This is a genomic window from Streptomyces sp. NPDC055025 (assembly GCF_053608565.1).
The window spans coordinates 1-14199 of sequence record NZ_JBSGVS010000117.1 but is presented as its reverse complement, the minus strand read 5'-3'; the positions used below and the strand labels follow the sequence as shown (position 1 = coordinate 14199).

Genomic DNA, 14199 nt, shown 5'->3' with positions numbered 1-14199 from the left:
GCCGGCCGACAGCGTGCCGCTGCCGGCCGGCAGGCGGTCGTTCAAGTGGCGGGTCGTCAGACCACTCCACCGGTGCTGGGGTAGCTGTTGTTGCAGGGGTACGCGGTGGGCGCGTCCTCCTCCATCTCCTGCAGCTCGAGAATCTCCGACATCTGAATCACCTCCTCCGCGCTGGTTCGGACGGGTCCCGCGGGTCGAGGTGGGGAAGAGCGGGCTCTCCCCCCTCGAACGCGGAGTTCAGGGCGAGCAGTACGCCTGCGGAGCCGGTCGCCAGGTCCGCGGAGAGCCGGTGGGTCCGGAAGCCCGGGAAGACCAGGTGTCCCTGGTGCAGCTGGGCGTACCAGGCAAGCCGTCGGATCTGTGTGCGGATGGCCGGGGCGTCCCGCGGATCGCCGAGCGCCGCGAGCGTCGCGATGGCCCCGGCACGGCCACGCAGCAGGCCGGCGTTGCGTACGTAGACGGGTTCGCAGGTGCCGCGGATCGCCGCCAGTACGGTCGCCTTGCCCGCGTCGGCGCGGTGTCGCAGGTACTCCCGCAGGGGGAAGGCGAGTCCCATGCTTCCGCCGTGCAGGTAGGGGAGGCCCCGTACACCGTCGTCGAGCATCACCGTGCCGTCCGGCAGCGTCCGGAACCGGGCGAGATCGTGTCGCAGTGCCAGGTCCGTGAGGTCGAGGTAGCGGCTCTGCCCGGTCTCCCCGTACAGGCGCAGGAAGAGCAGTGCCGCGCCGGCGGTCCCGTGCAGAAGGCCGTACGGCGGCGGGTCGCTCGGGCGCGCGGCCAGTGGGCCGCGCCGCACCAGGTCGCCGAGTCCGTCGGCCATGCGCACCGCGGCTTCCCGGAGGGAGTCGTCGGCCGTCGCCGCGGCGAAGCGGAGCAGGTTCAGGCCGATCCCCGCCGTACCCGAGGCGAGGCCGGGCGGCAGACCACCGGCCCGGCCGGGCAGTTTCCGCCACCGGTCCAGCATCCCGAGGGCCTGGTCCCGGTGGCCGAGCACATCGAGGGTGAAGGCGACCCCGTGCAGACCGTCGTACAGGCCGGGCCTCGGGTCGGGATCCCGCTCGGCCGCCGCGACCAGCCAGGTGACGTACTCCGAGGGGACGGCGGCGCCGGCCCGGTGCAGCGCGTAGATCACCCCCGCCGCGCCGTAGTCCAGGGCATGGCCGCCAAGGGTCTTGTGCCAGGTCGGGGAGCCGGGGAAGAGACGGTCCGGTCGCTGAGGCGTGGCGACGGCGTGGATGCCGGCCACCAGGGAGTCCCGGATCGCGGGCCAGTCGTGGTGCTCGGCGTCCAGCAGTGAGGCGGCGGGATCCTCCCGCGAGGTGTCCCCGGCTGGGCGCAGCCCCGCCAGGAGGGCCGCGCCGAAACCCGCCGGCACCGGAAAGTGCTGTTCGACGGCGCGCGTCAAGGTGTGGAGTTTCGCCGGCCGCGGGTGAGGCAGCGGCAGGAACAGCCACAGGCGCAAGGAGTTGACCAGGTACGTGTGCGCCGCCGCGCCCGGCAGGCCCGCAGGCGCCGTGAACTCGTCCTCGCCGAGCGCCGACGGCCGGGCATCCTCCCGATCCGTCGCCGAGGCGAAGCCGACGAGGGAGACGCGTCCACCCGGCCGGACGAGCACATTGCCGGGACGCAGTGCCCGGAAGCGGACGCCCCGGGCGAGAGCCTCGGACAGCACCACCGTGATCCGTTCCAGAATGTCCAGCATCCGCGTGGTGTAGCCGGGCGCCTCCTGGGCGGCCTGTACAGCGGAAGTCAGAGGGAACCGCATGGAGAGGGACTCCAGCGACTCCCCTTGGATCCGCTCCACGGCGAGGAACCGATGCTCGGCGTACCGCGCCGCCTCCAGCAGACGAGGCACCCACTCCAAACCCGCGAGTGTCGTCAGGGCCCACTGCTGCACCCGAAGCCGTGCAACCGCGTCGTCACCGTGCCGGTCCAGCCCCGCGTGCGGCCGGGCCTCGCGCAGGACCACCGCCTCGCCGGTCCTTCTGTCGGTGGCGAGATAGATGGCCCCGCCGTTGTCGCGGTGCAGCGCACGCTCCACCTGGTACGGGAACTCTTCAGCGGGCTTCCCGCGCGTCGCCGCGAGGTCGGCGCGCAGGACGTCGGGCGGTGTGACCCACTCGGCGAGGGTGAACACCGCTCGCCGGGGCTCGGGTTCGAGTCTGCCGTCCGGCCCGCGGACCGCGGGGACCTGCTCACCCGACGCGTCCGGGCAGGTCAGCTCCCCGTGCGACCCGTAGCTGACGTACAGCGGCCCGGCGCCGTGCCGGAGGGTGCCCAGGATGTATGGCCCCGTCATCGTGTCGAGCAGCAGACCGAGTTCGCGAAGCACCGAGGGCAGGTCGTCCTCGGCGGGCAGGAGCACGGTGAGCAGCCGGCCGGCCACGGCCCGGTCCGCGCCCCGGCCGTTGATGTGCCGGGCCGCGGCGAGACTGCGGACGATGTCGCAGGGCAGTCTCCGGTCCAGGCAGTAACCCCGGACGATCTCGGACGCCTTGATGATCTGGTTCTCGACGACCGAGACATGGACCTTCCAGCCCTGCTCGGGCAGCGATTCCGCCTCCGGCCTCAGCCGGACCCACCAGCCGGCGGTGTCGCGCTTCCAGCCCGCGGGTAACCGCCGCTGTGCGGCGCCGAGTTCGGTGCCGTCGTCGTCGAGCCGTTCGGGATATTCGTAGAACAGCGGATCGGCGAGACAGAAACGGTCGTAATCCTTCGGCGTGAGCATGCCCAGTCCTCCTCTCGGGGCGTTCTTCGACTCGGGGTGTTCTTCGACGGGGTGAGCGCGACCGGTGGTCAGACCGGGGCGGTACCGGACTCCGCGGAGGGCGACCGGCGGTCGATGCGTGCCCGGACCTCGTCGGTGCCGAAGCGGTGGTCGATGCGCCGGACGGCTTCCGCCCACTGCCGCATCGTGCGTACCGGCGTCAGGGTCTCGACCACGAACGGGTCTCTCCAGCGGGCGACCGCCCGCTCCCACAGCACCGGGGGCGGCTCGTTCAGGAGACTGCCGACCGTGCCCTCGTAGATCGACATCGCGCGGACCTCGCCGTCCGGCTCCACCTGCATCACCAGTGCATCGTCGCCGGAGGCCAGCCGGTCGGGGTGCATCATCGCGCCCATGTTGTCGGTGGTGAAGACGCGTACGGACCCGGGCGCGGCGGCCGTCAGCCCGGCCACCAGTCCGGCGCTGACCAACTCCGCCACCTGGGCGTCCGGCAGCAGCTCGTCGTCACCGAAGCCGGGCCCGCTGGCCAGCCCCGAGGGTATCGCCGCGTTGAAGTTCACACTCCGCAGCTCGGGGAAGCGGGCCGCCACCACGCGGCAGAACTCCTCCAGCTGGGCGAAGTTGCTCCGTACGACGACGTAGTCGATACCGAACCGCAGGGGCGGCAGCCCCTGCCCGGCGCGTTCGCGTGCGGCGCGGTCCAGCAGTGCCAAGGCCGCCATGGCCCGGTCGAAGGATCCGGCCCTGCCGCGGATGCGGTCATGGACCTCGGCCGTCGCACCGTCGACGCTGACGATCACCTCGTCGAGTTCCGCGAGCCGGTCGGCCATCCACGGCCGCAGTGTCCAGCCGCCGGTGTACAGGACGGTCTTGACGCCCGCCCGGACCAGTCGGTCGGTGATGTCGAAAATACCTTTGATGAGGAGGGGCTCACCGCCGGCCAGGGCGAGGACCCTCGGCTTCATCGAGATGAGGGCGTCGGTGACACGCAGCATGTCCTCGTGGTCGAGCTGGCGAGCGGCGCGGCGTCCCGATTCCGAGTAGCAGTGGATGCAGCGTAGTGGGCACGCATAGGTCGTGTCCCAGATCACCGACTCCGGAGTGGACGGCGTTGTCACGATTCCCCCTTGACCGCGGCCGTGGGGCCGGTCCGGCCCCGTTCTCGATCGTGCGCCCCGGGGTGTTCCCGGCGTGTGCTCCACGATGGCGGTGGTCCCGAGCGCCGCGCCACACGTGTTCTGCTCACCGGAACGCCGGGCCGTTGTCGGTACGCAATCCCGGGAAGAGCGGGCCGGGTTCGCGGGGCATGTGCGCCAGGCGGGAGGTGATGGACGCGGAAGCGGCGGCAACGGCGGCTGCCAACGGGCCGAGCCGCTGCCCTGCGGGTACCAGCGCGGCAAGCGCGGCGACGGTACGGCCGTCCGCCGCGCTGATGGGTAACGCGGCGCAGGACACCCCCTCCATGACTTCCTCCCGGTCCAGCACCGGGCCGTGCGATCTGCGCGTGAGGGCCTGCCCTGCCGCTGTGTCGAGGGGGAAGCTCATCCCGTTGCGTACGGGCACCAGCGGCTCCGCTCTTCCGGGCACCGAGGCCACCGTCAGAGCGAGACCGTCGCGCAGGACGGTGAGTACCGTGCTGGCTCCCGTCAGGAAACACAGGCGGTGCAGAGGATTCTGGGCGGCGGCCCGCAGTCCGGGATACGGCTGCCAGGAGTGCCCCAGCCGGAACAGCTGCGGACCCACGGCGTACCGGTCGCCCCGGCGTTCGACGGCACCGGCCCGCGCCAGTTGGTCCAGCAGCCGGTGGGCGGTGGCCTTGGGCACCCGGCAGGCCGTGGCGATCTCGGTGAGGCCGGCTTCCCCTCCCCGGCTGCGCAGCGCGTTGAGCAGCGCGAACGCCGTCTCCAGTACTCCTCGGCCCCGTGGGGGAGTACCCGAGGCCCGAATCGCGCTGCTCCCTCCCGAGACCTGTGCGGTACGTACGGTTGAGGCCGACGGCGGTGATGTGTCCGACATGGTTCCCCTCCACTGGCCGGCCCCCCCGGTGGACCGCTGCGGGCACGCCGTGAGGGGAGCCGGAACATAGGCCGGGCGTTGCCGCGTACACGCTCCCGCAGCGGCGTCCCGGCGCCGGGTGATGTGCGGAAGCGGTCGGCGGCGCCGAGGTGGTGCCATCCCTGCCACGTGTGGGCGGAGCCGTTCCGGTGGCCTTCTGCCCCGTCCCGGTGCTGGTCGCCGCTCACGCCGGGGGGTGGAGACCTCGCCGGTCGCTTCCTCTTGCGGATGTGCGGATGCGCGGATGTGTTGATGAGTCGATGTTTCCGCGCCCGGGGACCCAGGCGTATGAGGCGTGTGTCCCATGTTCGCGGGACATCCCCCGTTGCCGAGTGCGGCGGTCACCCGGCCCGGCCGCACGGGACGGTGCCGCCCCGCCCTCGAAGCGCACCGCACCGCCGCTCCGCCGTCGCGGGTGGCGAGGAGCCCCGCCGCATCTCAGATGCCGGCCGACGGCGAGCGATACCTGGTCGTCCCGCGGTTCTTGCCCGTCCGGCTCGTCGCTGGTCGCAGCCGCCGCCCCGGACGATGACGGCCATCGCGACGACGCCACCGTCGTCGTGCTGCCGCGTCGTGCCCAGTAGCCGGCCGACGACGGTCACCGGACCCCGGACGAAGCGGTGGAGGGAACGGTCACCACCGTGGCCGTTCCCCGAACGCCGAGACTCGCGCGACCGGTCCTGCGGGAGGGTGTCCGAGGGAACCTGCGCCTTCAGCGGCGCGCCCCGGGTCCAATGGGCCGGGGCACTGCGCAGGGCCGGATTCACGGACATCTCGTTCTGGGGCGGCTTCCATCTCGGTCCCGTCGACCCCGCGAAGCCCGTACCAGGCCGCGGGCTACGTCGCCACGTGGCCTGCGGCCCAAGCTCGTACGCGTCTGCCGCCCCGAGGACCCGCTCACCGCCTGAGGAGATCGACCGACCACAGTCGGTCACCAGCTGGCTGGGTCCCCGGGGAACCGGCGACAGCTGATTGGGCGATCACACCAGTACCGAGGCCGTCGAGCCCCGTGAGTTCGCGAAAACCGAAGGGTTCTCGGTAGGAACCCACGGGTCCGGCAGCCGATTCCGCAGCCGAGAAGGCCCGGGTTCACGACGAACCTGGGGTGCGGGTCCGGTTTCCCAGGTCCGCGAATCCCGCACCTCGTTCTTGAGGGCTTGGGGAAGTGCGGGGCCGGCGTATGAGCCGCCCAGTTTCCGAAGTCGTTTCGCGGCTGAGCGGCGCTTGGCGGAACCGCGGTCTTGAAGCTGGCGGATCGCGTCGACGGCGTCGAGAGCCACGGTCTCTCCTACTGGATACGGACGGTCAGCTGAAGAAGTTGCCCGGGAGTTGTTCGCTGCCCGGAATGCCGGCGTGGGCGAGCAGCGGCAGATGGTAATCCTCGCCCTGGCGCTGGGGCAGGCCCTACTTCCGTGACGCGGGTCGCCGCGCCCACGGCCCGCACATCGCCTTCAGCGACCTCGAGTTCGCTGACATGATGAGTTGGAGCCACCCGCTCGTTGGGGCCTCGACAGGTCGGCGGGGCCGTGGAACCGTTCGCTCTACGGATGCGCTGAGTCGTCCGGGCAGGCAGTGCTCCCAGGGGGTCAGGCGTGCGGCGCAGTCAAGCGGTGCGGACACGTGCCGGAGCGGGTGCCGCTGTTGCCGGACTGGGGGCTGTTGTCGCGGTGGTGCTGGGGACCGTTGCCGAGCGCGCGGGTGCGGTGGCACCGGAATGGGCCGACCGGCCCTGGGCGGTCTGGACGGTGTTCGGCCTACTCGGCGCCTTGAGTGTGGGTCTGGTCATCGCGAGCCGCCGGCTGGACGGACCGGCCGAGGACGGCGGCGGCCGACCGGCCGAGGACGGCGGCGGCCTGGTAACCGGTGCCCGGCCCGGTTCGCTGCACCCGCCGCACGTGGTCCTTGACCGAGTGCGCGGCCGCGACCGGGAACTCGCCCGCCTCATGGCTCTGCTCAAAAAGCCCGACGGCCGTTTCGCTGTGGTGTGCGCGGCGGGAGGCATGGGCAAGACAACGCTCGCGGCAGCACTTGCCGAGAACGCCCGCCGCGACGGATACGCGGTGTTCTGGATCCGCTGGCGCGGCCCGGAAACCCTCTCGGACGACTTCGTCCAGACGGCCGTCGGCTGCGGCCTGCCACGCAGCGCGGTCAGCGCCGCGCAATCCGGCAGCGACAACCTGCCCGATGCCGTGTGGCGGCAACTCGCGAGAACGAAAAAGTGGTTGCTCGTTCTTGACAACGCGGACGAAGCCGGAAAAGTCGGTCCGGAGGGCGAGCGTGTGGCCGACTACCGCGGCTGGATCCGCCCCTACGGGCGCGGCCTGTTCCTCGTCACCAGCCGGGACATGTCATCCGCCACCTGGGGACCCGCTGCGGAACTGATACGGCTTGAGCCGCTTCGAGCGTCGGCGGGCGGCAGGGTCCTGCTGGACAGTGCACCCGATGGCGGCACACTGGTTGAGGCCGAAGCTCTGGCTTCCCGGCTCGGCGGGCTGCCCCTCGCGCTTCAGGCAGCCGGACGCTATGTGACGGGTTCCACCAGCAGGCACCGTGACTTCGCCGCGTATCAAAGCGCGCTGGAAGAGGAGTTGACCGCGTTGGTAGGAGCTGACGACCCGCGTTCTGCGGATCCGAACGTGGCCAGGTCCACCGTCCGGCGCACCTGGGAGGTCTCACTCGATCAACTCGACCGCGAAGGCGTGCCACTGGCCCGTCCGCTGCTACGCCAACTGGCGTTGTTCGCAGAGGCACCGGTGCCCCTGGCCGTCATCACACCGGAGCTGCTGACGACGGCCGTCCGCCGGCCCGTCGGCCAGGCCGCCCTGGACCAGGCCCTGGCCGGCCTCGAACGCTACGGCTTGCTCGGCGTACCGGCGGAACAACCGCACGTGCCCGGAACCGGGCCTCGCGCAGGGAGCAGTGTCACCCTCCACCCGCTGGTCCGCGAGATCACCGCACTCACTCTGACCACCGATGAACCGGACCGTCTCCACGACTACGAGCAAGCAACGGTCAACGCCCTGCGCGGTGAGGTGACGACTCTCCGGACCGTCGGAACGGCGGGCTGGACCGCCGCACGGTTGCTCGCCCCGCATCTGCCTCTTCTGCTCGACCACCCGGGTCTCGTCCCGTCCGAGGACGCCTGCGCCGCCCTCAACACACTGGCGGATGTGCTGGGTGACGCGGGAAGCTATGCCCTCCAGCTCAGTCTGCGGCAGACAGTACTCGACCACCGCGTGGAGTTGCTCGGCGACCATCACCCAGACACCTTCACCGCCCGCAACCACTTCGCCAACAGCCTCCACTGCCTCGGCGGGTATGAACGGTCCGAAGGGATCCACCGGCAGAATCTGGCCGACCGGACGCGGGTGCTGGGACCGGATCATCCCGATACGCTCACGAGCCGCAACAATGTCGGATACGTCCTGCAACTCCGCGGTCAGTACGCCGAGGCCGCCACCCTGCACGCCCAGGTACTCGCAGACCGCACCAGACTCCTGGGCGTCGATCACCTCCTGACCCTGACCAGCCGCGACAATCTGGCCAAGTCATTCGACCAGCTCGGTGACCACACCGCGGCAGCCACGCTCCACTCCCAGAACATCGCCGAATGCACCCGCGTACTGGGCCCCGATCACCCCCTCACCCTCACCAGCCGCGACAACCTCGCCGTCACGGTCAACCATCGCGGCGATCCGACCCGCGCGGCAGAGCTGCACCGGGCAGTGCTCGCAGATCGCACCCGCATCCTCGGCCCGGACCATCCGCACACCTTGACCAGCGGAAACAATCTCGCTGACGCCCTCCACCGGCTGGGCGGACACGCCGACGCCGCCGAGTTACTGGAGCAGACCCTCGCCGGTCGCGTGCGCGTCCTGGGCGCCGATCACCCGGACTCCCTGGACACCCGCTCGCAACTGGCTCTCTGCCGGTCCGAGACCGGACGGCGGCAGCAGCGGTAGCCAACCGACCTGTACTCGCTCGGATGCGTGCTCCATGAGATGGTCACCGGGCAGCGGCCCTTCAACGGCACGTCGTGGCACCTGGTCAACCGGCACCTCGACGAACAGCCCGCACCGCTGCGCACCTTGCGCCCGGACGCTCCTGCGGAATGGGAGCGGTTGGTCGGTCAGCTCCTCGTCAAGGACCCGGCCCGGCGACCGGAGAGCGCCGATGAGGTCTGGGCCGACCAGGCCCGCGCCGCCATGGACACCACGCCGCGGACCCGCTGTTCAGCGGTGTGTGCGGAAGAACTCGGTGAGGTCGTGCGCGAGGAGTTCGGGTTCTTCGTGGGCGGCGAAGTGTCCGCCACGGGGCATGCGGGTGTACCTCGTGATGTTGTACGTGCGCTCGGCCCAACTGCGGGGTGGCTGGGTGAGGTCGGCCGGGAACAGAGCGAGGGCCGTGGGCACGTCGACCCGCTCCACCCGCCTCGTCAGCCGCTGGGCGTATTCGTAGTAGGGCCGGAAGGAGGTCGAGATGGTGCCGGTGAACCAGTAGAGCGAAGCCTGTGTGAGGAGGAAGTCGTCGCTGAACCGGGACGACAGGTCACCGCCGCAGTCGCTCCACGTCCGGTACTTCTCGACGATCCAGGCAAGCAACCCGGTCGGAGAGTCGGCCAGGCCATAACTCAGCGTGAGAGGGCGGGTGCTCTGTTGGTGCAGGTACCCGCCCTCTTCCGCGGACCAGACCGCGACGGAGTCGAGATACGCCTGCTCCTCGCGGGTGACACCGGCCGCGTCATGGGCGACCGGGCTGGCGATCGCCATCAGATGGATGCCCGCCACGGCCTCGGGGTGGGCTTCACCGAGCCGAGAGGTGATGCCGGCACCCAGATCGCTCCCGTGCGCGACGTAGCGCTCGAAGCCGAGTACGTCGCGCATGAGCCGGTGCCAGATCTCATGTGTCTGCGGCGGCTCCGCGAGCGAGGGTCGTTGAGGTGAGAAGGCGAATCCGGGCAGCGAGGGGACAATGACGGTGAACGCGTCGGCGGCACGGCTCCCGTACCGCGACGGCGTGGCCAGTCGGCGGGCGAGGTCGGTCAGTTCGAGGAAGGAACTGGGCCACCCGTTGGTCAGGACGATCGGCAGGGCGCCGGGGTGTTCGCCGTCGAAGCGGAGGTAGTGGACGGGGGTTCCGTCGATATCCGCGAGCTGGGATGGCAGGGCGTTGATGGCGGCTTCGTGGGCACGCCAGTCGTAGTCGGAGGCCCAGTAGGTGACGAGGCGCCGCAGTTCGCCGGAGTCGGTGCCGGCCTCCCAGCCGGTGCCGGGCCAGGGGGTCGGCCAGCGTGTATGGAGCAGCCGTGAGCGCAGCTCGTTCAACTCGGCCTCGGGGACGGCGATCACGGGCGGGTGGTGGGTCATGACGGTCTCCAAGGTTTCGTTCTCACAGGGCAGCGGTGCGTGCCGGGGTGTCGAAGCCGTTCCGCGCGCCGTTGTCGGGGGCCTGGCGGGTGGTCCCGGCGATCACAGCGGACAGGGCCATGAGGACCGTGATGACGAGCAGGGCATGCCCGACAGTGGTCTGGTCGCCGAGGAAGCCGATGAGCGGCGGTCCGCCGACGAAGCCGCAGTATCCGATCGAGGTGATGACGCTGACCCGTCCGGCGGCACGAGCGGGCTCGTCGGCCCCGGCGCTCATGCTGACCGGAAAGCCGAGCGCCGCGCCCATCCCCCAGAGCAGACTTCCCGCGAACGCCAGTCCGGTGGACGGCCCGAGCGCGAAGAGGGCGACGCCGGTGGTGGTGACGGCGGCGGCTGTCCGAAGGACGGTGACCCGTCCGAACCGGTGGAGGACCGCCGGCCCGAGCCAGCGGCCGGTGGTGAGCGCGGTGAGGAAGGAGGCGTACGCCAGTGTGCCGATCGTGGCGGTGACGTGGTGACGGTCGATGACCGAGACGCTGACCCAGTTACTGCCGGCCCCTTCCGCGACGGCGAAGGCCAGTGCGACGAGCCCGACCGCCACGGTGCGCGGTTCTCGCCACGCGCCCGGACCCGGGCGGGACATCTTCACCGGCAGTGGCACTGCGATGGGGCGCGCGGCGTGCTCAGGAAGGAAGTACCGTGCCGCCGCGGGTACCGCCCCGGCGATGACCGCCGCGACCACGGCCACATGGATGCTCACCGGGACCCGCAGTGCGGTCATCAGCACACCGGTCGCGGCACCGGCGACCGTACCGAGGCTGAACGCGGCGAAGAAGCGCGGCATGACGGGACGGCCGAGCCGCCGTTCGACCGCCGCGGCGTGCACGGTCATCGCCACGTCCCAGAAACCCGTAGCCGCGCCGAGCAGGAACAGCCCGGTCACCAGCAGGGATGCTGAGAGGGCGTACCCGAGTGAGATGACGCCGAGGCTCGCGCTGACGAACAGGGCGACGACGGTGACGGCCCGGCGCGGGCCGATGCGTGTGACGACCGTCCCCGACAGAGGCAGCACCATCACGCCGCCAACGGCGATGGTGAGCAGCAGGAGTCCCAGTGACGACGAGTCGAGATCCAGCTGCGTGCGGACCTCGGGGAGCCGGGAGGCCCAGGTCGACCCGGCAAGCCCCAGACCGGCGAAGACCGCGTAGGTCGCCCTCGTACCCGCCGTCACCTCCCGTGCTGTCGGCGCCGCCGGAACGGCGGCAGACGCTCCGGTCACGATCCCGGACGACCGGCCGGGCCGAGCGTCTGGTCGATCGCCTCCCGCGTCCTCTCGCGCGACTCCGGCGCAGTCGTGAGCAGAGCATGCATGATCATTCCCTCAAGCAGGGGGTCCAGGCGGGCGGCGCTGTCCGGGCCGGTGAAACGAGCCAGAACGGTGCGGCTGTCCTGCGTCCATGCCTGCGTCAGGGCTCGCAGTCCGGGGTTGCGGAGGGCCGCCAGGTGCAGCTCGAAGCCGAGGACCGCACTGCGGTGCCTGGCAGGACCTCCGTGGACGAGATCGACCAGGACATCAACGAATTGCTCGCGCGTATGGACATTCTCGAACAGATTCTCAAACACCGCGGACTGCAGTTCGACATGCCGGGCGAACGCCTGCGCCTGCAGATCGGTCAAGCTGGCGAAGTGGTAGGTGATCGACCCGAGCGGCACACCGGCCCGGGTGGCGATGTTCCGATGCGTCGTCCCGGCCACCCCGTGATCCGCAATGACGTCGAGGGTGGCGTCCAGGATGTGCGTCTTGCGGCCGGGGTCGTTGCGACGGGTCCGTCGCCGCCCGCCACCCGATCCGACGGAAGTCCGGTGCTCACCACCGGCCATTTCCCTGGCCGTTTCACCTTCGGGAGGGTCCGCCGACGGCGGTTCGATGTGCGGCATGCGCACCACGCTACAAGCCTTAAGAACAGATGTACAAATCTATGGACGCTCATCGCCACCACAACGCCGCAGCTCACCCGCGTCCTCCTCACCCAGGAGGTCGAGGATGCCGAGCTGGACGGGGCCTGCGGCCCGCCGCGCTCGCCGAGACGTGCCGGGGCTGGAGCCGGGTGCGGGCCCTTGCGGTCATCGACACTTGCCAGCGCGACGACCGTGCCGCGCTCCCGGTCGAGGAGTAGCCGCCGTGGCCAGGACCGGCATCATTCCTTACTGGGTTGTCCGGCGCCCCGTCACCGTCGGGGAGGCACCGCACATCTGGCGACGTCAGGGGAGGCACGGGGTCCGGCACACCTGCTCGGTGCCGATGAGCCGGCGACTCCTGGAAGCTCCTTGCGGGAGCTGCTTATCGACCCTGGATGGCGTCGAGTGCTTGGGTGAAGTAGACGGCGAGGGGTCGGTCGGCGCCGGCCCGGGACCAGGCTTCGCCGGCGGTGTCCAGACACGTGATCATGCATGCCACGATGGCCGCGGCACGCAGGTCGGCCGTACCCTCCGGCCCACCGAGCCGTCGGCGCACCTCGGGGACGAGGTCTGCCTGCCAGCGGAGATGCTTTTCGATGCTGCGGGCCCGGAGGGATGGGCTGCCGTACATCATCCGTGCGATCGCGAGCGTGCGCTCTTCGTCCGCTTCCGAGTCTCCGACGGCCAGGATCGCGGAGCGCAGCGCCGTCCAGAGATCCTCTTCGTCCGGGTGCTTGGCGAGTTCGGCACTCACCCGCGCTCCCTCATCGGCGAGACCACCGAGGACGATGTCCTCTTTCGTTCCGAAGTAGCGGAAAAACGAACGCCGGGATACGCCCGCCGCCGCGACGATCTCGTCGATCGTCGTCTGCTCGAACCCTTTGCGGAGGAACAGGTCCATGGCAACCTGGGTGATCTCGGCATAGACCGAACGCCGGGACCGGTCCCACAGCCGCTCCACAGAACCTGCCCTCTCCGTCATAGGGTCAGCATAGCCACGCGTGACCAGCGCTTCGGATGGTCATTGACTCCGTGACATGGTGCGGGTCATCACCCGACCGATGGTTCGTGTCATCCGACGGCGGCCCAGCAGGCGCGAGACGCCGGCCGTGCCCCGGTTGCCGGCCCCGACGATGACACTCGGCCGAGGACTGCGGCGGTCGAGTGCGGTCAGTGCCGTGCGGACGACCGCCGAGGCCGGCATCCGCCGAGTGCCGCCGCTGGCGCTCTCACCCGCTATGTCGAAGAATTCCGTCTGCGTAGCCCCGGGCGAGACAGCGAAGATCTTCACTCCTGAACCCAGTTCTTCGTACCAGAGCGCTTCGGTGAAGCTGAGCACGAACGCTTTGGACGCGCCATAGACAGCCATCGTGGGGCTCGCGTTGTAGGCGGCCATGCTCGCGATGTTGATCAGGAACCCCTCTCCCCGCTCACGAAGGCACGGGAGGAAGGCATGACTGATCTCCACGACCCCGATGACATCGAGCGCGATCTCGGCCTTGAGCCGATCGAGCTGTTCGCCGCGGAAGAGCCCGTGGTTGGCGAAACCCGCGTTGTTCACCACTCCGGCGACATCGACCCCGAGCCGGTCGGTCTCGGCGCGCAGTGCTTGCCCTGCCCCCGGTTCGGTCAGATCCATCGGCAGGGCCACGGCCCGGGTGCCGTGGAGAGCGGACAGCTCCGAAGCGAGCGCCTTGAGACGTTCGGCGCGGCGCGCGACGAGCACGGTGTCGTAGCCGCGCCCAGCGAGCCGGCGCGCGAACTCTGCGCCGATGCCCGAACTCGCCCCGGTCACCAGTACCGCTTCAGATGTGTTCATGGTCGTTCCTGCCTTTAGGGGGTGGGCCGGAGTCGCTCCCGACAAGCCGTCAAGTGACCTGCTGGGGCGGTAGGTGCGGGCTGTTCGCGGGCTGTTCACGCCGGTCGGAAGGTGAGCCGTGTGCGGGGCGAGGCGCATTCGCACGGGCTCGGGGCCGACTCCGGTCGAGACGGTGGCGGTCGGTCCGTCGGTCGGTCCGTCCGTCCGCCTGCCCGAGCCGGACGAGAACGACTGGTGCAGACATCGTATGCCAGGCTGGCACTAGGTGCCAG

General features: G+C 70.4%; 9 protein-coding genes. 1 reads left to right on the top strand and 8 read right to left on the bottom strand.

What is annotated here, in order from left to right; all coding sequences use genetic code 11:
• Positions 1-157 precede the first annotated feature (157 nt).
• The 3 genes from lanKC to ACWGDX_RS38235 form a co-directional block, all read right to left on the bottom strand.
• Positions 158-2728 (bottom strand): class III lanthionine synthetase LanKC, encoded by a 2571-nt coding sequence (gene lanKC, locus ACWGDX_RS38245; RefSeq protein WP_453633285.1) that lies wholly within the window; start codon positions 2726-2728, stop codon positions 158-160.
• A 68-nt stretch (positions 2729-2796) separates the two neighbouring features.
• Positions 2797-3846 carry a radical SAM protein gene (locus ACWGDX_RS38240; RefSeq protein WP_453633283.1) on the bottom strand — a complete coding sequence of 350 codons (1050 nt, stop codon included), beginning with the start codon at positions 3844-3846 and terminating at the stop codon, positions 2797-2799.
• A 124-nt stretch (positions 3847-3970) separates the two neighbouring features.
• A complete protein-coding gene (locus ACWGDX_RS38235; protein ID WP_453633281.1) occupies positions 3971-4744 on the bottom strand; it encodes an IclR family transcriptional regulator in 774 nt (257 codons plus the stop codon).
• Between the two features lie 1631 nt (positions 4745-6375).
• Between ACWGDX_RS38235 and ACWGDX_RS38230 the strand changes: the two genes are divergently transcribed.
• Entirely contained in the window at positions 6376-8745 is a 2370-nt protein-coding gene (locus ACWGDX_RS38230; RefSeq protein WP_453633279.1) for a tetratricopeptide repeat protein, read from the top strand.
• 270 nt (positions 8746-9015) lie between these two features.
• On the opposite strand, the gene ACWGDX_RS38225 is transcribed toward ACWGDX_RS38230, so the two are convergent.
• From ACWGDX_RS38225 to ACWGDX_RS38205, 5 genes are all read right to left on the bottom strand, one after another.
• Entirely contained in the window at positions 9016-10149 is a 1134-nt protein-coding gene (locus ACWGDX_RS38225; RefSeq protein WP_453633277.1) for an epoxide hydrolase family protein, read from the bottom strand.
• A gap of 22 nt (positions 10150-10171) precedes the next feature.
• The gene (locus ACWGDX_RS38220; RefSeq protein WP_453633275.1) at positions 10172-11428 is read right to left on the bottom strand and encodes an MFS transporter; all 1257 of its coding nucleotides are present in this window, start codon (positions 11426-11428) and stop codon (positions 10172-10174) included.
• Positions 11425-12087: a TetR/AcrR family transcriptional regulator gene (locus ACWGDX_RS38215; RefSeq protein ID WP_453633273.1), complete on the bottom strand. Its 663-nt coding sequence runs from the start codon at positions 12085-12087 to the stop codon at positions 11425-11427. The genes ACWGDX_RS38220 and ACWGDX_RS38215 overlap by 4 nt, the downstream gene beginning before the upstream one ends.
• Positions 12088-12490: 403 nt before the next feature.
• Entirely contained in the window at positions 12491-13069 is a 579-nt protein-coding gene (locus ACWGDX_RS38210) for a TetR/AcrR family transcriptional regulator (protein WP_453633271.1), read from the bottom strand.
• A 60-nt stretch (positions 13070-13129) separates the two neighbouring features.
• A complete protein-coding gene (locus ACWGDX_RS38205) occupies positions 13130-13927 on the bottom strand; it encodes an SDR family NAD(P)-dependent oxidoreductase (protein WP_453633269.1) in 798 nt (265 codons plus the stop codon).
• Between the last annotated feature and the right edge of the window lie 272 nt (positions 13928-14199).